The organism is Helicobacter sp. MIT 03-1614 (genome assembly GCF_000762925.2).
In the GTDB taxonomy this organism is placed as follows: Bacteria; Campylobacterota; Campylobacteria; order Campylobacterales; family Helicobacteraceae; genus Helicobacter_C; species Helicobacter_C hepaticus.
The window spans coordinates 97,920-117,422 of the sequence record NZ_JRMS02000005.1; the positions used below are offsets into that span (position 1 = coordinate 97,920).

Here is a 19,503-nt window from a genome sequence, read left to right on the forward strand (position 1 = left end):
TTGGTTTTGTTACTATACAATCGCAGATACAAAACATAATGAGGATAAGGAATGGAAAGCTGGAACGAAGAGTGCGCCATTGTGGGCGTATATAATGTTGATAATGCAGCACTCTTAAGCTATTATTCACTCTTTGCAATGCAGCATAGGGGGCAGGAAGCAAGTGGGATTTCCGCAAGTAATGGCACAAAAATCACAACTATCAAAAATACTGGTTTAGTAACTAAAATTTTTACACAAAAGCGACTTGATAAATTGCAAGGTCGCTCAAGTATTGGGCACAATCGCTATTCAACTGCAGGTGAAGATTCTATAAATGACACACAACCTATTTTTGCACGATATGATTTAGGCGAAATGGCAATCGCACATAATGGGAATCTCACAAATGCCAAAGAAGTGCGTGAGATGCTTATTAAAGAGGGAACAATATTCCAAAGCTATCTTGATACTGAAAATCTCATTCATCTGATTGCACGAAGTAAAAAAACATCACTTACTGATAGAATCATTGATGCTTTAAGCTACATTGATGGAGCGTATTGCTTTGTATTTCTTTCACGGAGCAAAATGTTTGCTATTCGTGATAGGTATGGATTGCGCCCACTTAGCTTAGGCAAAATACAAAACGAAGATGGAAGCACAGGCTATGTTGTAGCGAGTGAAAGTTGTGCATTTGACCTTATAGGTGCGGAATTTGTCCGAGATGTCAAAGCAGGTGAGATGATTATTTTTGATGGAGCGTATGCCTTTCAAGATTCTCAACCCAAAAGTATTCAAGTCTTTGAACCAAAACCGCATTTTTGCGTATTTGAATACATATATTTTGCACGTCCTGATAGCAATGTGTTTGGACATAATGTCTATCAAGCACGCAAACAAATGGGTATAGAGCTTGCTAAAGAACATCAAATTCAAGCAGATATGGTAATTCCTGTGCCAGATTCTGGTGTGGCTGCAGCTATTGGTTATAGTAAGCAAAGCGGAATTGATTTTGAGCTAGGATTTATCCGCAATCACTATGTAGGAAGGACATTTATTGAGCCAACGCAGCAAGAGAGAGAGCTTAAAGTTCGCCTTAAACTCAACCCTATCAGAGAACTTATAGCTAATAAAGATATTATTGTCATTGATGATTCTGTGGTTAGAGGCACGACAAGTAAGCAAATTATTAAAATCTTGCGTCAAGCGGGGGCAAGAAAAATTCATCTACTTATTAGCTCTCCACCTACGATTTCGCCGTGCTTTTATGGTATAGATACGCCCAATAAGGAGCAACTCATTTGTGCTAATAAAAGTATTGAAGAAGTGTGTAAGCATATCGGTGCAGATTCTCTAGGTTTTCTCTCCCTTAGCGGTTTGACCAAAAGTATAGGCGAAAACAATTCTTTATGCAAAGCGTGTTTTGATGGACATTATATTGATGATTATACCACAGGTGCAGCAATCCCTGCCGCTTTAAAATCCTCTCATTAAAGATATATAATGCGTGTAATGTTAAGTATAGGGCGATATTTTAAAAGACGTTTTGGCACAAGGGTAAGAAAGATTCCTATTTCTTTACAAGGATTTACTTGTCCCAATATCGATGGAAGCCTTGCCAAAGGCGGCTGTATCTATTGTGATAATGAAAGTTTTTCACCCAGTCTCATTAAGCTTGATAAAATTTCTGAAGTCAAAATGAATTTTTCACTTACTCATAATCCCCTACTTCAAAAACAGCTCAAGCAGCTAGAAGAGCAGTTCTATTGGCACTCTGAATTTCATCAAAGAAAATTTGGTGTGTGCAAATATATGATATATTTTCAATCATACACAAACACTTATGCGCCTTATTCCACGCTCAAAGCCCTCTATGATAAAGCACTAAGTTTCCCAAATGTCGTAGGTTTAAGCATAGGCACACGCATTGATTGCGTAAAAGATGAAGTGCTGGAACTTTTAGGCGAATATGTCAAAAAAGGCAAAGAAATTTGGTTAGAATATGGAATCCAATCGGTGTATGATAACACTCTAACAATCACAAACCGCGCTCATAGCATTACAGGAGCTAAAGAGATGTTTGCAAAAACTCGTGAAAAAGGTGTGAAAGTCTGCGCACACCTTATTTATGGATTACCCGAAGAAACCCCTCAAATGATGCTCCACTCGCTGGAATCTGTGTTAGAATGGGGAATTGATGGTATTAAAATTCACCCTTTATATGTTGTCAATGGCACGCGTCTTGCTAAACTTTATAAAGATGGGAAATATGAGCCAATCACAATGGAAAGCTTTAGTGATCTTATTGTGAAATCTTTACAAAAAATCCCACCTGATGTAGTCGTGCAGAGAATCAGTGCAGGAGCACACGATGAATCTTTACTTGCTCCTAAATGGTGTTTTGATAAAAACATTCAAATGCGCTATCTCCGCGATAGGCTTAAAGAAGTAGGAATAGAATATTAGAATCTTTTTTGCCCAATGTTTAAACCTCATCTCATTGCTCACAAAAGGAAGGAAGTCTCATCCAAAACCCGTCAATTCCTCTTTCACTTTCTTTGCCATTTTGACATTTAACCCCTGTGGGAATGCCATCTTCAAATGTAATTTCCATAATTGTATTACCCTCTTCATCATAAAAGCTCGCTACGTCCTGTTTGCGGTTATTTTTATATAATACTTGAGAAAAAAGCTTACCATTTTCATAATACCATTTCTCAATACCCTCTCTATAGCCATTTTTATATGGAGTTTCAATCCAAAGATTCCCGCTTTCATAATAGTTTTTCTCAATACCGTCTCTATTACTATTTTTATATGGGATTTGCTGCTTAAGTTTGCCATTGTCGTAGTAAGATGAGCATACGCCATCTAGTTTGTCTCTTTTATATGATTCCTCATTTTTAATATTTCCATTCTCAGAATACCATTTGTGTATCCCTTCTCTTTCATCATTTTTGTATGGTCTTTCACTTTCAATCTTGCCATTCTCAAAATACCATTTTTCAACGCCATTTTGCTCGCCATTTTTATAAGGTGTTTCACTTTTAATCTTTCCATTTTTATAATAACATTTTCTTACACCTTCTCTTTTGTCTCCCTTATATGGCACTATACATTCAAGTTCCCCGCTTGGATAATAAAATTTTGCGCTGCCCTCTGCCTTATTGTTTTTATAAGGAATTTCAAATCCAAGCTTCCCACTTAAGCGATATTCTTTTTGAATGCAGCCCCTTTCTCTATCTTCCTCATCTGCGCATTCTTTAAGTGAGCAGCCCTCAAGCATAAATGCACCATATAGCAAGCACACAAGCAAATAAGCTTTTGCATTTTTCTCCTTTGATTCATACAAATTTCGCATAGTTTCACCTCCATTATTTAAGATTCAAAAAGTTTTTTTAATCTTGCCTTGCCAAATTCTACACCCGGCTGGTCATAAGTGTTAATTTCAAAAAGTTGTCCCATACACGAAGTGAGTACTTCAAAATATGCTATAAGTATCCCTACACTTTCCTCACACAAACTCATTACCTCAATACAATCTGTGAGAATCCCCTCATTTTCTATTGTCTGCATCGTAGCAATACGTTGATTATTGAGCAAAGTTGCAAAACTTTGTGTATTTACAAAGTTTGTAGATTCTAAAAATGGAATTTGAAGATTTGGAATGCTTGGCTGTGCGCTATGAGTAGGATTAAGGCTTAGAAAAGTTACGCTTTTATCACGCACGCCTTGCACGATGAGCTGCAAAAATGAATGCTGGTCAATGCTCCCAATAAGCGCAATAGGTGTAAGCCCTACTCTTTCTCCCATAGCATTGATTTTACCCAAACTCTCTCCCCATAGTTGCACATACCACGCATTAAAATACGTAAAAAGACTTGAATATGAAAATAACACATTCATAGAAATATGATTTTTATGAGTAAAATAAGTGAGAGCTTTGTGCAAAATATGCTCTTCTTTGCGCTCAAAAAATCGTTGTGTAATGCCTGCTGCTCCCCGCAAAATCGCTCGCGTATCAAAGCCTAGAATGCTTAAAGGCAAAATACCAACCATACTTAATACTGAAAATCGCCCTCCTACATTTGGTGGGATTCCAAAATATGTTAGTTTCTCTACTTTTGCCCAATGCTCAAGTGGAGAATCCCTATCGGTAATAACAAGCAAATGTCGTTTGCTTTGCACATTTTGGAGTAAATTATATTCTTCAAGCACAAACTTAAGCAAAGATGAAGTCTCAATAGTCGTGCCCGATTTAGAAATAACAATAAAAAGTGTATTTTCACGCTTAATACCCTGCAAACTCTTAGTAATACTAATAGGGTCAGTATGTTCTAAAAATGAGAGTTTAAGCTTATTGCGATGAGGCAAATGCTCCAGCATAGAATCTATGGCTTTAAGCCCAAGTGAACTCCCACCAATGCCAATAATTACCAAGTGAGAGAGAGTTTGCAAAAATGCTTTATTATCATTCACAAAACAAGAAGATTCATCAACTGCCACCTCTGTAAAAGGCAAATCATAATAGCCACTTTTTTGACTATCTCGTTCCTCGCAAATACTCTCAAAAAGCGTATCACATACTTTTTGATGCTGTGTTTGAAAATGCAGTGAAAACGCTACCATACTTTTTTATGTCCTACATACATATACACTCATATCTACAAGGCGATGAGTATAACCCATCTCATTATCATACCACGCAAGAATCTTTGCGCTTTTATCAATAGCTATGCTCTTATCAGACACAATGATTGCGCTCGCACTTGAGCCAATAAAATCACTTGATACCCTTTGCTCATCATCAACGATAATAAGACCTTTCATTGCCCCCTCTTGAGCTTTATAAAATGCTTCATTGATACTTTCTTTGCTCACTTTACTTTTAAGATTTACACTTAAATCCACAAGACTCACATCAGGAGTTGGCACACGCACAGAAATCCCATTAAGTTTTCCCGCAAGATGAGGTAATACAAGCCCTATTGCTTTTGCTGCTCCTGTGCTCGTAGGAATCATATTTAATGCTGCTGCACGTGCTCGGCGCAAGTCTTTATGTTTGACATCAAGGAGATTCTGATCATTTGTGTAACTATGAATCGTGCTCATCAAACCATTTTCTATACCAAAGTGAGAATCAAGCACTTTTACAATGGGTGCAAGACAATTTGTGGTGCAAGAAGCATTTGAAATGACACTTTGCCCTTGATAATTTGTGTGATTAACGCCATAAACAAATGTGGGCGCATCATCTGCAGGAGCAGATATGATGACTTTTTTAATATTATCTTTAAGATGAAGACTTGATTTTTCAAGGGAATTAAATTTGCCTGTGCATTCTAGCACACCCACAGCTGCACCAAAATCAAGATTTCTAGGATCTCTATCGCTTACAATCTTAACATTTTTGCTTTTGCCAATACATAAAGTCTGTTTATCTATTTTTTCTATGTCATAGCTCCTATGCACAGAATCATAACGTAGCAAATGCACAAGTGTATCAATATCTGCTGTAGTATTCATTGCTACAAGCTCCACATCATCGCGTTGTCCGATAATTCTCGCTGCACAAAGTCCTATACGCCCAGTGCCATTAATTGCGAGCTTAATCGCCATATTTTCTCCTTTTATCAAATATGCCCAGCAAGGGTTTGAATATATATTTTAACATAAAAAAGCCCATTCTCCACCTTTTGGCTTGATTTCTCTGGCAAATGAGTGTAAAATGCCCATTCCAAAATGTGTCTGCTCTACTTTTTGTCCTCGTAGCTCAGCTGGATAGAGCACACGATTCCTAATCGTGAGGTCATGCGTTCGAATCGCATCGGGGACACCACAGCTTTTAGGTTTCAACTTCCTCAACCTTCGGGAATCCCGACTTTAAATTAATCAAATCTGGTCTATTTCTAGGATTACTTCCCCATTGTTTAAAAAAGAAAGCAATATCGTATTGTCTACATTGTTCATACAAATCTTCTACCCATTCATATTGCATACTTCTTGCTTTTTTTGGGTTTTCAGGGATATTCTCTCCTCCGACAACAACCCAATCAAGCTTGTCCTTATAAGATTGTAAATCAATCCCACTCATCATAGGCTCAATCATCGCAAAAATTTTCACCTTTTCACCCAAATTTTTTTTAACCTCTACAAGCGATGGCATACGCTTGCCAAACATAGCTTGATCTTCAGCTGATATACCAAACCAAATATGCTTTGTATCATCTGTATTTACTATATTGTTTTTCACACTCTCTAACATTCGCTCCGGTCGTTTAGTGAGCACTTGGAAAATCAAATCCTTACGCTTAATCATATACTCAAAAACAAGAGCTAAATCTTGCGAGTCTATATCCTCGTGGAATAAATCACTCATATTGCATACACAAACCTTAGAACCGCTTGGATACATATTTGTGTTTAGTATTTCTTCTAACATACTTTTATGAAATACAACTTGCTCCCACCCATAATAATATTTAGGCGTTTCAATCAAATGTTCAGTATTTTTGCATTCGCATACTATATGCAATTTATCGCCTTCTTCACTCATCGTAATATCTTTACATTTAGGGGCACACTTACTATAATCAAGTTTATTTATAGTTTTATCAAGCTCGCTTTTTGATGTAGCTTGCAATTTCTTAGTCATAGTCATAGCATAGCAATAATCACACGCTGGGGATATTTGGGTGCAACCTGTAATAAAATTCCAAACTTCTGTATAATGCAACCTACCCATTGCCTTACCTCTCCCTGCATTATAAAGCTTCTTTGCTTTATGTTAAACCTCCTTAATAAATCGTTTAATATTCTGTTTTTTTAACTCTCTTTGAGCATTCTTTTAGCAAGTTTTTTTGCCTTATTCACCTCATCATTTCTTACCAAATCTCCATAAATAGCATTCACATATTCCTCATAAGCAAGTTGCGAACTAAAGGGTTTTTGTGAGCTCACTACTTTCTGATACTCCCCATTGCTTTGTAGTTCATACATTTGGACGTTATCATTAAGCTGCATTTGGAGAATCTCCATTAAACGTTTGCTCATCTGTGCATTTAAGCTTGGTGTGAGAATCTCCACGCGTCGCTCTAAATTACGAGGCATAATATCTGCTGAAGCAAAATATACGCCTACTTTATCATTCTTAAAATGATAGATTCTAGCGTGTTCAAGATATTTTCCAATGATTGAAAATACACGAATATTTTCACTCACGCCCTTTATACCCGGACGCAAGGCACATACGCCACGCACAATCAAATCAATCTTTACTCCAGCTATTGATGCCCCATAAAGTGCACGTATCACATCAATGTCTATAAAAGCATTTGCTTTCATAATAATGCGCCCTTCACTTCCCATTTTCTTTTCGTTTTCAATAAGCTCTAAAATTTTAGTCTTAATCTGTGTAGGAGCAATCAATAAATGACTAAGCTTGGTGCGATATGAAGAACCTGTAGAGAGAGAGTGGAAAAGTTTAATTGCATCTTTTGCAAAAGACTGATTGCAAGTTAGGAGCGAAATATCAGTATAAATTTTTGCAGTGCTAGGATTATAATTTCCTGTGCTTAAATGCACATATTCTTTAAGTGTATTGCCAATTTTTTTAATCACAAGCGCAATTTTGGCATGCACCTTAAGTCCGGGCACACCATAAATAACGTGCGCTCCAGCAGATTCTAAAGAATGCGCCCAATACAGATTATTTTCTTCATCAAATCGTGCTTTTAACTCAACCAACGCCGTTACTTGCTTATTATTTTCAGCTGCCTGTATGAGAGCTTTAACAATAGGTGAATTTTTTCCTACACGATAAAGTGTCATACGAATGGAGAGTACATCAGGGTCTTTTGCTGCGCTCTGAATAAAATTCACTATTGGATCAAAGCTCTCATAGGGGTGGAAGAGCAAAATATCATCATTTTCCATTGTAGAGAGAATCTCTCCACTCCCGTGTAATGGTGGAAGTGTTTTTGGATTAAAAGGTGGAATGGTAAGATGAGCATACGCCTTGCTTCCTACCAACTCCCACAATCCACTTAGATTGAGCGGAATATGATAAACATAAACATCTTTAGCATCAACTTTTAAATGAGAATTAATAAAATCTAAAAGGCTACTATCTTTATCTGCACCTATCTCAAGACGCACTACTTCACCTTTCCTACGAGTTTTAAGCCCCTCACTCATAATCTCTATAAAATCATCTGCCTCTTCTTCTTCAATTTCCATATCCGCATTACGCGTGATTCTAAAAGGAACATAATTGAGAATCTCATATTCTCCAAACAATTCACTTGCAAACTCACCTACAATATCTTCAACCGCTATAAACACGCCGCTTTCAATCTCCACAAAACGCGAAAGCAAACGCGAGATTCTTACCATAGCAAATTTTACACTCCCCTCTTGTGTATCTTTAAGTTTAAGCGCAATGGCAAAACTTAAATTATTTAGATGAGGAAAGGGGTGTGTAGCATCTATTGCCACAGGCACAATCACAGGATACAAATAATTAATAAAAAATTCGTGCAATCGCTTTTTTTGCTCATTATTTAACTGATTGACTTGTTTAATGTGCATACCTTCCTTTGCTAAGCCACTTTGAATCTCCTTAAAAACACTCTCAAGCATATTTTTTTCTTTATCAAGGTATTCGCGTATACTTTTAAGCTGCTGCAATGGCGTAAGTTTATCTGCGCCCACTTCGGTAATTCCACTTGCATATAAACGTTTAAGCCCTGCTACGCGTATCATATAAAATTCATCAAGATTCGTCCCATAAATTGCTACAAATTTTAATCGCTCCAAAAGTGGAATATTAGTATTTTTAGCTTCATTAAGCACACGTGTATTAAATTTGAGCCACGAAAGCTCACGATTAAAATACATTTTTGAATCATTAATTGTCATATTGCCCCCTTAATGTCGTAATATAATTTCATTGTATCTCAAATTCACATTAAAAATGCTTCCTTTGTGTTTGATTCTCTCAATAATTTTATAAACATTGGCAAAATTGTTTCAAATTCTATAAAATTTTAGAAAAATATTTAAGGGAAATAAATGATATTTTGATTATAATGCACGTCATTTTCAAAACTAAGGAGAACAAAATGAAAAAACATCTACTTTCGCTACTTTGTGTAGCAGGACTTAGTCTTAATGTGCAAGCTGCAAGTATTGCAGGGTTTGAAATAAGCCCTGAAATCGGATTTGCTGCAGGACAAACAAAAATCGATAGTGCGAATCTAAAAGATTATAGTGCATTTGGGCGTATATGGCTTGGTGCTTTTGATTTTGTTGTAGCTCCGCAAGTCAAATGGGATTTTAATTCACATTCAAACTCTGATAATGATTTTAGAAATTTACAATATGGTATCTCAGCTGGATATAACATTGGGCTCATTATCGCACGATTAACACCTTATATAGGAGTGAATCACTCAAGTTTTAATAAAATTTATAAAGATACTATTGCTTATAATGCAGGGTTAAAGCTTAAATTTGATCTTATTCCTATTTCACTTGGTTTACTCTATACTTATCAAAAACCAGAGCTTGATACTCCCTTAGGCAATAAAGAGAAAATGCAAACTATTCAAGCACTTATTGCCTTGCATTTCTAGGATTCTATATTTTATAGAATCCTAACCCTCTTGCTTAATCACCAAATGGCTTAGCAAAGAGGGGAGTAACTTACTTTTGGAGCTTTATATGGCTTTAGATTCTCATCAGCTCATTACATTTTTGCAATCTCACAATGAACTGACTATTATTGATGAACCTCTTGATATTTATCTGCAAATTCCTCAGCTTGCCTATCTTGAAGTTAAAAAACCAACGAGCAAAGCTCTTCTTTTTACAAATCCTATTTGTGCTAAAAGTGGAAAAACCTTTGATATACCCGTGCTTATGAATATTTTTGGCTCACATCAAAGACTTAACCTCCTCGTTGATAAGCCAATTCCACAAATTGCTACTCACATACAACATCTTTTGCGCTTTAGCCCACCTAAAGGTATAAAAGAGATTTTCTCTCGGCTTAAAGAACTTGCTCACTTGCGCTTTGTTTTTCCTAAATACACGAAATCTAAAGGTCTATGCCAAGATACTATTATTATAGGTGAAGAAATTAATCTTTTTAATCTCCCCATTCTCACAACTTGGGAACACGATGGGGGAGCATTTATTACTATGGGGCAAGTTTATACCCAAAGCCTTGATGGCAAAGCAAAAAATTTAGGTATGTATCGTCTGCAAGTCTATGATGAGAAACATTTAGGATTACATTGGCAAATTCATAAAGATTCTCAACATTTTTTTCATCAATATAAACAAGCAGGGGAAAAAATGCCTGTGAGTATTGCTCTTGGCGGCGACCCACTCTATATTTGGTGCGGACAGGCACCTTTACCTATGGGTATCTTTGAACTAATGCTCTATGGCTTTATCCGCTCTAAAAAGCCTGTGCTTTGCCCGTGTATCACTAACCCACTCTTTGTGCCAAATGATGTAGATATTGTTATTGAAGGCTGGGTAGATACCACACAAATGCGAGATGAGGGACCATTTGGCGATCATACAGGATTCTATACGCCTATTGAACCTTATCCTGTGCTTGAAGTGAGTGCAATCACGATGCGAAAAAAACCTATTTTTCCTGCTACAATCGTTGGCAAACCTCCGCTTGAGGATAAATATATGGGTTATTTAACAGAGCGCGTATTTTTGCCATTATTACAAACTACTGCACACGGATTAAAGGATTATCATATGCCCGAAAATGGCGTATTCCATAATCTTATTTTTGCAAAAATCAAGCCTGATTATCCTTCGCATAGTAAGCAGATTATGCACAATTTTTGGGGAGTGGGGCAAATGAGCTTTGTAAAACACGCTATTTTTGTTGATGAAAATGCACCCGAACTGACAGATTATGAAGCTCTTGGCACTTACATACTTGAGCGCTTCTCTCCTAATAATCTGCTTATTACAGAGGGAATCTGTGATGCACTTGATCACGCAAGCCCACATTTTGCTCACGGAGGAAAGCTTGGTGTAGAAGCTATTACACCCGTGCATAAGCCTTCATTTATTGCTCTTAATGATGAGTGCTTATGGGAGAAATTTGCTCCACTTTTTCCTCAAGCCACTGCTTTAAAGCAATATTTTACTCACACGCCCAATCCCATTTGTATTGTAAGTGTGGTAAAGCAAAGTCATCTCTTTACAGATTTAAATGAGAATCTTAAAGGTTTTCAAGCTTTACAAAACTGCTTAAGTATTCTTATCTTTGTAGATTCGCATAAAAATCATCTCACAAACCCTTATATGCTTACTTGGCGGATTGTTAATAATATTGATGCAAAGCGTGATATTCTTATTGTTGAAAATCTTGTTTTTATTGATGCAACCGATAAATCAACCTGTGATGGACATCTGCGCGAGTGGCCCCAAGATACAAATTGTAGCCCATCTGTCATCGCCACATTAAAGAAAAAGGGACTTATTGATGATATAGATGATGAATTTTTAGAGCATTTTGGTATCTTACATTAAAATATGCTTAAGTTAATAAAAATTTAAGTTTTTTTACTCTAGAATCCCCTTTCCAAAATTATTTAGAATCTAAGGGAAAATAATGGAATTGACAAAAATAGCAACACAAAATGACATCAATCGTCAGTGGATTGTGCTTGATGCAAAAGATAAAGTCTTTGGTCGCCTTATCACAGAAATAGCTACACTTTTACGAGGCAAACACAAACCTTGTTTCACACCTCATATTGATTGTGGCGATTTTGTAGTCATTATTAATGCCACAGAAGTAAAATTCACAGGTATGAAACTCAAAGACAAAGAATACTTCACGCATTCAGGTTACTTTGGCAGCACTAAAAGTAAAACACTTCAAGAAATGTTAGAAAAAACTCCCGAAAAACTCTATCATCTTGCGGTGCGAGGTATGCTCCCCAAAAACAAACTTGGACGAGCTATGCTTAAAAAACTCAAAGTTTATCGCGGCAGTGAGCACCCACACAGCGCTCAAGTCGCTAAAAGCTCAAAATAAGGAATACTATGGCAAAAGTTTATGCAACAGGAAAAAGAAAAACGGCAATCGCGAAAGTTTGGCTTACTTCTGGGAGCGGTAAGCTCAATATCAATGGGCAAAGTCTCAATGACTGGCTTGGAGGACACGAAGCTATTAAAATGAAAGTAATGCAACCGCTTATCCTTACCAAACAAGAAAAATCAGTGGATATTCACGCTGTTACACTTGGTGGTGGATATTCGGCTCAAGCAGAAGCTTTGCGACACGGCATTTCAAAAGCACTTAATGCCTATGATGTTGCTTTCAGAGCGATGTTAAAACCAAAAGGACTTTTAACACGAGATTCTCGTGTGGTTGAACGAAAAAAATATGGAAAACGAAAAGCACGCCGAAGCCCACAATTCTCAAAAAGGTAAGATTGCAGTGGAAATTCTCTCTCAAAGTTTTGGCGAGTATCAGACAAATTGTTATATTTGCAAATTTCCTCAAGGAGAGATTGTTATTGATGCAGGAATGGGGGCGCATAATTGGGTTATAGAAAAATGCCCCTCTCCGCTTGCTTTCCTTAATACGCACGGTCATTTTGACCACATTTGGAGCAATGCTACACTTAAATCTCACTTTCCCAATGTGCCATTAGTTTGTCCCGCACTTGATGCATTTATGTTAGAATCTGATTGCTTTGATATAGGCGTAACTCCTAGCACTCCAGATATTCTTACACAATGTCAAAAAGGCACACAAAAACTTGATTTTAAAGGTATTGAAGTAATATTCTCTCATTTTCCCGGACACACCCCGGGTTGCTCTATTGTGGAGATTGAGGGAGAAATTTTTAGTGGTGATTTTATTTTTCATCGCTCCATTGGGCGGAGTGATTTTACTTACTCAAACTCAATGGATATGAGAGAATCTCTGATACGCTTTAGCTCTTTACCCTCAAATCCAAACAAAACAATCCACCCCGGACACGGAATTTCAACAAATCTTGCTGAAGAACAACGCAATGTCAGTTTTTGGATTAAACAGCTAGAACATAGTTTATAATTAGGAATACTTTTTGCTTTTTCATCTCAAATTAACATAAAGGGGTATTTATGGATATAACGACCATTGGTGGGCTAATTGGGGCGATTATAAGCCTTTGTGTTGGGGACTTTCTTGAGGGAGGTAACCCCCTGCATCTTATCCACATAAGCTCACTGATTATTATCATACCTACCGCTATGTGTGCTGCCTCAAGTGCTACACACGCCACACATATCAAAGGTGCAATGAAAGAGCTCAAAATCGTTTTTGGTTCAACAGGAGTGAATCTCAATGAAATAATACGACAGCTTGTAGAACTTGCTACACTCGCAAGAAAAGATGGTGTGCTTGCACTTGAAGGAAAGGCGGCACAAATTGAAGATGACTTCTTGCGTCAATCCCTCTCAATGATTATTGACGGACGAGATGCTCACGCTGTGCGTGAAGATATGGAAGTGCAAATAGAATCGCTTGAAGAATATTATAAAGGTTGCTCACACTTTTGGATTCTCTATGCAGAAACTTGTCCTACAATGGGGCTAGTTGGAGCGGTTATGGGACTTATGCTTGCCCTCCAGTTGCTTGATGACCCAAAAGCGATGGCAGCAGGTATTGCGGGTGCATTTACCGCGACCGTTACAGGGATTTTCTGTTCTTATGCACTTTTTGGACCTTGGGGACATAAAATGCACTCTAAAAGCGCAGATATAATAAGGGGACGTATGGTTGTTTTAGAAGGCGTTGTAGGTATCGCTAATGGTGATAACCCTCGCAACCTTGAAGAGAAATTACTTGGATTTATTCCACCCGGTGAGCCTAAAATCTCACAATTTGAATAAGATAGATTAAGAGTGCAAAATGGCTAAAAAGAAAAAATGCCCTGAGTGTCCTGCAGGAGAGAAATGGGCTGTTCCATATGCAGACTTCCTCTCACTTTTATTGGCACTCTTTATTGCGCTATGGGCGATTTCATCTACAAGCAATGCGGATTCTGAATTGCTTAAAACCGAGTTTGTTAAAATTTTTGATTTTACGCTTACCTCTCCACTCAATTCTGACCAAGATGATGTTAATGATTCTGAAACAGAAAATGAAAGTGGGGCAATAAGTGAAAGTTCATCGGTTACTTCAGCAGAAATAGAACAAATGGCAGAAGAAGGCGGAATTTTAGAGCAAATGGAAATGGGTATGTCATTGCGCCTCCCTTCTAACCTTTTCTTTGATTCTGGTAGTGCAGAGATTAATAATAGCGATGTATTTTTGTACCTCCAACGAATGAGTGCTATTATCAAAAAACTGCCCGATTATGTAAAAATTGATGTGCGAGGCTACACAGATAATGCACCACTGCCTGTTGGTTCACGCTATAAAGATAATTATGAGCTCTCCTCTGCACGAAGTTTAAGCGTGATGAAAAATCTTATTAAAAATGGTATTTCTCCCGAGCGAATCTCATTTTCTGGCTATGGAGAGCATCAAGCGATTGCGCCTAATGATAGCGCGCTCAATCGTGCAAAAAATAATCGTGTAGAGATATTTTTCTTTGTCGATCCAAAAGATGCGCCTGTAACGCAATCTATTTTAGAAGAAACTCTGCAAAACTCGCAGCAATAATCCCATTATCCTTAAGCAACTCTTTTAGATTTTTCGTTATAATTGCAGCTTTAAATTTATTTGATGGAGGGGAATAATGAATTTGCTTTTAACGGGGGGGGGGGCATAAGCTATATTCTTATACATCGCATTCTTCAAATCGCATTACACATCACAAGAGCAGCACACTTTCTAACCGCTTAAATGCGAATCTCATACAAAAAATAATCTTTCACACACCATTTAATACAAAGGTATTAGCGATTTGGCTGCTTGTATTTTGGTTTGCAGTTGCTTGTTATGGCGATAATACAAATACATCTGAAGTTATGGGTAAAAAAATTGCGGAGTGTGTAAATGAACACTTAGAGAAAAAGTATAATTATGCAAGAAGTATGGGTGCGCTATATATAGGACATTGCATTGTTAAATATGAGGAAGAGTTTAATCATAGTGAATATAGCAGTATAATAAAAGTAATGTATAAAAATATTATTATTAAGTAAATATTGTTTTATATTAAAATAAAAAGCAAACTTATAGACACAAAAAGAAATTAAGGGAGTTTGCGAAAGTAATTTATGCAAATTTAGCAGAATCTTTATAATTTATTGATTGTTTTAAGATAATGTCATACGTGGCACAAGTTTTGCTACTAAAGTAACAGAGCAAGAATAAAGGAGTTTAATATAAAGTATGGGACAAGCTTTATGCCTATTGATTATTTTAATTGGATTACTCATTATCCATAGGAAGAAAAAATGACAGAGAAGCGTTATCCTAAAGCACAAGAATCTAAAAAGTGGAATGAATTAAACATGGAAGAGAAAGCACAAGTAAAAAAGAATTGGATAAGAGATATTTTGACAGGATTTGTCATTCTTTTAATTTGTTTTGTAATGGCGATGGATTATGAGTTTAATAAGAAGTGCATTGTGCAAAATGGAGCAACTAAGTGCTATAAAAAATAAACAGCAAAAAGATTGGGACAATTAAATTTATAAAATAGATTCTAAAACAATCCCTTTTGCTCCAAAAAAGGAATATGCAAAAGTTCATAAGTCTTTGGGCTTGCCACTCGCCCCTTTGCTGTGCGCTCCAAATAGCCATTTGCTAAAAGATAGGGTTCAATTACATCTTCAATAGTTGCCTCATCTTCACTCATCGCAGCGGCAATGGTGTTTAACCCTATAGCTTTGCCTCTAGATTCTGCTAAAATTGCCAAATAACGCAAATCAAGCTCATCAAAGCCTAGCTCATTCACACCTAGCTCATTAAGTGCATAACGGACACATTCAAGGCTTATTTCACTTTGATTTTTCATATCCTGTGCATATTCACCCACATCTGCAAAGTCTCTCACACGCCTAAGCAATCGCAAAGCAATACGAGGTGTGCCTCTTGATCGGCGCGCAATTTCATCTGCACCGCTTTTTGAGAGGCTTCTGCCTAGCTTTGAAGAAGCACGAATCACAATAGCAGAGAGCTCCTTTGGTTCATAAAATTGCAATCTAAAGCTCATACCGAATCTATCACGCAACGGATTTGAAAGCATACCTGCGCGTGTAGTTGCGCCAATAAGAGTAAAAGGAGCTAAGTCAATTTTAAGCGTTTGCGCAGCAGGACCAGAGCCGATAATAATATCAAGGCGAAAATCCTCCATTGCAGGATAGAGAATCTCTTCAATCGCAGGGCTAAGACGATGTATTTCATCAATAAATAAAATATCTCCCTCATTAAGATTTGTTAAAATCGCCGCCAAATCGCCAGATTTTTCAATCATAGGCGCAGCACTGACTTTGATATTGCATCCCATTTCGTGTGCGATAATATGGCTAAGCGTAGTTTTACCAAGACCGGGTGGTCCAAAAAACAAAATATGATCTAGGCATTCTTTACGCTTTTTACTCGCCTCAATAAACACTTTGAGATTTTTTTTAATCTTTTCTTGCCCGATATACTCCTCCCACACATTTGGACGCAAAGATAACTCTTGGACACTTTCAAAGCTATATTTTTCCATATCTACGACACGATTTACTTTCTCACCCTCTCCTAAACTCATCATTTTCTCAATGGTGATTTTCTCCATAATCTTACCTCTTAATAGCTCTCTTGGGCTTGTGGAAATGCTTGAGATTTTACATCTTTGGCATACGCTCTTATGGCATCTTTAAGTATCGCTTTACCATCACAATAGCGGCGCACAAATTTTGGCTTAAACTCATCAAAAAAGCCAAAAGCATCGCTCCATACAAGAATCTGCCCATCACACTCCACACCTGCACCAATGCCAATCGTTGGAATCTCTAAAGCTTGTGTAATACGTGCACCAGATTCCGATTTCACTCCCTCTATCAAAATCCCAAAAACCCCAGCTTCTTGGAATGCAACAGCGGCTTCTATCAATTCTTGAGATTCAACCTCATCTTTGCCCTTTATTTTAAATCCTCCATCAAAGCGCATAAATTGGGGTTTCAAGCCAATATGTGCCATTACAGCAATCCCTTCTTCACATAGTGCTTTCACCACAGGTAATTTATCAATGCCTACTTCAAGCTTAAGTGCATCTGCTGCAGTGTTTTTATAGAATCTAAGCGCATTTTTTAATGCCATATTTGGTGTAGCATAGCTACCAAAAGGCATATCTGCAATGATGAAAGAATGCTTAGCGCCTTTGCACACTGCCTTTGTATGATAAATCATCTCTTGCATACTTGCACCTAATGTTTCATTCTCTCCACCAAAACTCATTTTCAAGCTATCACCTACCAAAATCACATCAACTTCACCATCAAAAATGCGTGCCATAAGCGCATCATACGCAGTAATTGCTGTAATTTTTTCAATCCCTTTTTTTGCCTTGAGTGTAGCTATACTCATTTTTTTATCCAACATTTCTCCTCCTTTGCATTTTGTGATGTTTAAGATTCCCAATGCAATAATATCACGCCGCATACTACCATAGCAACACCTATATATCCTAAAAAATCTAATTTTTCTTTAAAAAACACGTAACCCCCAAATATCGTGCCAATAATTCCTATCGCTCCCCAAGTAGAATACGCTACACTTAGTGGCATACTCTCAAGTGCTAAAACCAACACGCTAAAAGCTGCCCACACCATAAGAATACAGCCTATGGTGTAGCCCTTATGTGTAAAAACATTAGATTTTTTAAGAAACAAATTTGCAATTACATCTAAAATCGCCGAAATTATTACATATATAAATGCTAAAGTCATCTAGCCCTCCATAGAATCTATCTTTGATTCATGCTTAATTTCGGCATAATTGATTAAAGCAATGCCGCTAATGGACAATACAATGCCAATCTTTTGTATAAATAAAATCTCTTCGCCAAAATAAAATACACTAATGCACACCACACAAATCGCACCTAGCACTTCCCATATCGCATATGCTACACCCACAGAAATACGCTTTAATGAGAGAGCCATAAAATAATAAGAAAGCACAAGCAACACATACATACACATAAGCCCCCAAATCTCTCCCTCACTTGCTTTCATTAAATTCACTGCAAGCACTTCAGTCAAAATAGCGAACATCAAAAATAAATAACTTTTTTTTAGACTCACTTTTTCTTCCTTTGGTGTTTTATTTTTTGAGAAGAAATAGGTTTTTGCGCAAAAACAAATAATCCTAAAAATATGCTTATAACTAGCATTACAAGACTTAGAATCTGCCCCATTGATAAGCCAAATACAAAATATCCCATTTGCGAATCCGCTTCACGAAAATACTCACATACAAATCTTGCTAGCGCATAAAATACACCATACGCGACAAGAAGAGTGCCCGGCTTTTTTGCATAACGCAATAAACAAATAAGAAGAATAAATACTATAATGCCCTCGGCAAAAGCTTCAAAAAGCTGACTTGGATAACGCAATTCTCCATTTACAAGAATTCCAATATCTCGCAAGGAGCTATCACTTTCAATTACCCGTCCAAAAAGCTCGTGATTAAAAAAATTTCCTATGCGTCCAAAAACATACCCTAATGGAATTGAAATAGCAGATAAATCCATAAATATCCAAAAAGATTGCTTTTTAACATAGCAAAATATAATAGCCGCGAGCACAAACCCCGCCATTGCCCCGTGATAACTAAAACCACTGATACCTACAAATACTCCATTGGTGTAAGGATTAAACATTTGCCACGGCTGCATAAGATATTCCCAACGATTAGGCGAGTAAATCAACACATAACCAATGCGTCCGCCTAAAATAACACCAATTTCCACCCAAATAAAAAAACTATCCAATAATTCTTGGGTGATAGGAAAACGCTCATTGCGATATGTAATAAATGCTTTTGCAATCAAAAGTGCGATAAGCATTGCGCTCACATACATAATGCCATACCAATGCACACTTATATCAAAGATTTTAAATGCAATAGGATTAATATAATCGTAGATTCTATTCCATACACTATAAGTCTCCAAAATTATTCCTCCATAATTTTAATCTTAAATTCATCAATCATATCAATCTCTTCAAAAAACATAAATAATCGCAAATCATCAACAACAATCTCAATTTTTACTCCATCTACACTTTTGAGCTTGAACAAAAAACCTAATACATAGGAATTGATTGGATAGGCTTGGACAAAGTAGATTCTAAGTGTATTATCTGCACTTGATAGAATCTGCGGCAAAAGGTTTTCAAGCTCCGCCTTGAAAGTCAAAAATGCGTCATAAGTTTTAAGTTTCCCAGTGCTGCGCACCATTTGCAAATCATTAATGGTTTCTATATTAAGTCCCATATTTTACCTCTTGCTTTTTTAATAACATTTAATTATAA

General features: G+C 36.9%; 22 protein-coding genes and 1 tRNA gene. 11 read left to right on the plus strand and 12 right to left on the minus strand.

Features of this window, described 5'->3' with window-relative positions; all coding sequences use genetic code 11:
* Window positions 1–51: 51 nt before the first annotated feature.
* Together purF and LS66_RS04760 are read left to right on the plus strand one after the other, a co-directional pair.
* Entirely contained in the window at window positions 52–1,476 is a 1,425-nt protein-coding gene (purF, locus tag LS66_RS04755) for an amidophosphoribosyltransferase (protein WP_011115330.1), read from the plus strand.
* A 9-nt stretch (window positions 1,477–1,485) separates the two neighbouring features.
* On the plus strand, window positions 1,486–2,448 hold the full coding sequence (locus tag LS66_RS04760; protein ID WP_034366036.1) for a TIGR01212 family radical SAM protein: 963 nt from the start codon (window positions 1,486–1,488) through the stop codon (window positions 2,446–2,448).
* A 31-nt stretch (window positions 2,449–2,479) separates the two neighbouring features.
* Here the strand turns inward: LS66_RS04760 and LS66_RS04765 are convergent, their stop codons facing one another.
* Genes LS66_RS04765 through LS66_RS10380 form a run of 4 tightly spaced genes read right to left on the minus strand, consistent with a single transcriptional unit; the run spans window position 2,480 to window position 5,772 of the window.
* Window positions 2,480–3,343: a toxin-antitoxin system YwqK family antitoxin gene (locus tag LS66_RS04765; protein WP_052057342.1), complete on the minus strand. Its 864-nt coding sequence runs from the start codon at window positions 3,341–3,343 to the stop codon at window positions 2,480–2,482.
* A gap of 17 nt (window positions 3,344–3,360) precedes the next feature.
* Entirely contained in the window at window positions 3,361–4,611 is a 1,251-nt protein-coding gene (locus LS66_RS04770) for a glucose-6-phosphate isomerase (protein ID WP_052057340.1), read from the minus strand.
* Between the two features lie 6 nt (window positions 4,612–4,617).
* Window positions 4,618–5,601 (minus strand): type I glyceraldehyde-3-phosphate dehydrogenase, encoded by a 984-nt coding sequence (gap, locus tag LS66_RS04775; protein ID WP_011115334.1) that lies wholly within the window; start codon window positions 5,599–5,601, stop codon window positions 4,618–4,620.
* Between the two features lie 48 nt (window positions 5,602–5,649).
* Window positions 5,650–5,772 (minus strand): hypothetical protein, encoded by a 123-nt coding sequence (locus tag LS66_RS10380; RefSeq protein WP_264357602.1) that lies wholly within the window; start codon window positions 5,770–5,772, stop codon window positions 5,650–5,652.
* On the opposite strand from LS66_RS10380, the gene LS66_RS04780 reads away from it, so the two are divergent.
* Window positions 5,745–5,821 (plus strand) — tRNA-Arg (locus LS66_RS04780). The two genes, LS66_RS10380 and LS66_RS04780, sit on opposite strands and share 28 nt — an antisense overlap.
* A 6-nt stretch (window positions 5,822–5,827) precedes the next feature.
* On the opposite strand, the gene LS66_RS04785 is transcribed toward LS66_RS04780, so the two are convergent.
* Both LS66_RS04785 and LS66_RS04790 read right to left on the minus strand, forming a co-directional pair.
* Complete coding sequence (locus tag LS66_RS04785) at window positions 5,828–6,727, minus strand: DUF5131 family protein (protein WP_081947939.1); 900 nt, start codon at window positions 6,725–6,727, stop codon at window positions 5,828–5,830.
* Between the two features lie 80 nt (window positions 6,728–6,807).
* Window positions 6,808–8,901 carry an RNA degradosome polyphosphate kinase gene (locus tag LS66_RS04790; RefSeq protein ID WP_034366033.1) on the minus strand — a complete coding sequence of 698 codons (2,094 nt, stop codon included), beginning with the start codon at window positions 8,899–8,901 and terminating at the stop codon, window positions 6,808–6,810.
* Between the two features lie 203 nt (window positions 8,902–9,104).
* On the opposite strand from LS66_RS04790, the gene LS66_RS04795 reads away from it, so the two are divergent.
* From LS66_RS04795 to LS66_RS04830, 8 genes are all read left to right on the plus strand, one after another.
* The gene (locus LS66_RS04795) at window positions 9,105–9,617 is read left to right on the plus strand and encodes a hypothetical protein (RefSeq protein ID WP_034366030.1); all 513 of its coding nucleotides are present in this window, start codon (window positions 9,105–9,107) and stop codon (window positions 9,615–9,617) included.
* An 88-nt stretch (window positions 9,618–9,705) separates the two neighbouring features.
* Window positions 9,706–11,550, plus strand: a complete 1,845-nt coding sequence (locus tag LS66_RS04800; protein ID WP_034366027.1) for a menaquinone biosynthesis decarboxylase — start codon at window positions 9,706–9,708, stop codon at window positions 11,548–11,550.
* Window positions 11,551–11,632: 82 nt separating this feature from the next.
* Window positions 11,633–12,061, plus strand: coding sequence for a 50S ribosomal protein L13 (gene rplM, locus LS66_RS04805; RefSeq protein WP_011115340.1), 429 nt, complete (start codon window positions 11,633–11,635; stop codon window positions 12,059–12,061).
* Between the two features lie 8 nt (window positions 12,062–12,069).
* Window positions 12,070–12,459 (plus strand): 30S ribosomal protein S9, encoded by a 390-nt coding sequence (gene rpsI / locus LS66_RS04810; RefSeq protein WP_011115341.1) that lies wholly within the window; start codon window positions 12,070–12,072, stop codon window positions 12,457–12,459.
* Window positions 12,460–12,466: 7 nt separating this feature from the next.
* Complete coding sequence (locus tag LS66_RS04815) at window positions 12,467–13,090, plus strand: MBL fold metallo-hydrolase (protein WP_034366025.1); 624 nt, start codon at window positions 12,467–12,469, stop codon at window positions 13,088–13,090.
* Window positions 13,091–13,140: 50 nt separating this feature from the next.
* A complete protein-coding gene (motA, locus tag LS66_RS04820; RefSeq protein ID WP_011115343.1) occupies window positions 13,141–13,911 on the plus strand; it encodes a flagellar motor stator protein MotA in 771 nt (256 codons plus the stop codon).
* 19 nt (window positions 13,912–13,930) lie between these two features.
* Window positions 13,931–14,686 (plus strand): flagellar motor protein MotB, encoded by a 756-nt coding sequence (motB, locus tag LS66_RS04825; protein WP_011115344.1) that lies wholly within the window; start codon window positions 13,931–13,933, stop codon window positions 14,684–14,686.
* Between the two features lie 740 nt (window positions 14,687–15,426).
* Window positions 15,427–15,636, plus strand: a complete 210-nt coding sequence (locus tag LS66_RS04830; RefSeq protein ID WP_034366022.1) for a hypothetical protein — start codon at window positions 15,427–15,429, stop codon at window positions 15,634–15,636.
* A gap of 41 nt (window positions 15,637–15,677) precedes the next feature.
* Here LS66_RS04830 and ruvB read toward each other — a convergent pair whose 3' ends face one another.
* Genes ruvB through LS66_RS04860 form a run of 6 tightly spaced genes read right to left on the minus strand, consistent with a single transcriptional unit; the run spans window position 15,678 to window position 19,465 of the window.
* The gene (gene ruvB, locus LS66_RS04835; RefSeq protein ID WP_034366053.1) at window positions 15,678–16,730 is read right to left on the minus strand and encodes a Holliday junction branch migration DNA helicase RuvB; all 1,053 of its coding nucleotides are present in this window, start codon (window positions 16,728–16,730) and stop codon (window positions 15,678–15,680) included.
* Between the two features lie 38 nt (window positions 16,731–16,768).
* Window positions 16,769–17,563, minus strand: a complete 795-nt coding sequence (gene panB / locus LS66_RS04840; protein WP_034366019.1) for a 3-methyl-2-oxobutanoate hydroxymethyltransferase — start codon at window positions 17,561–17,563, stop codon at window positions 16,769–16,771.
* Between the two features lie 26 nt (window positions 17,564–17,589).
* The gene (locus tag LS66_RS04845; protein WP_011115350.1) at window positions 17,590–17,910 is read right to left on the minus strand and encodes a multidrug efflux SMR transporter; all 321 of its coding nucleotides are present in this window, start codon (window positions 17,908–17,910) and stop codon (window positions 17,590–17,592) included.
* The gene (locus LS66_RS04850; RefSeq protein WP_034366015.1) at window positions 17,911–18,267 is read right to left on the minus strand and encodes a multidrug efflux SMR transporter; all 357 of its coding nucleotides are present in this window, start codon (window positions 18,265–18,267) and stop codon (window positions 17,911–17,913) included.
* Window positions 18,264–19,142, minus strand: a complete 879-nt coding sequence (gene lgt, locus LS66_RS04855; RefSeq protein WP_034366012.1) for a prolipoprotein diacylglyceryl transferase — start codon at window positions 19,140–19,142, stop codon at window positions 18,264–18,266. The genes LS66_RS04850 and lgt overlap by 4 nt, the downstream gene beginning before the upstream one ends.
* Window positions 19,143–19,144: 2 nt before the next feature.
* On the minus strand, window positions 19,145–19,465 hold the full coding sequence (locus LS66_RS04860; RefSeq protein WP_034366009.1) for a hypothetical protein: 321 nt from the start codon (window positions 19,463–19,465) through the stop codon (window positions 19,145–19,147).
* Window positions 19,466–19,503 lie beyond the last annotated feature (38 nt).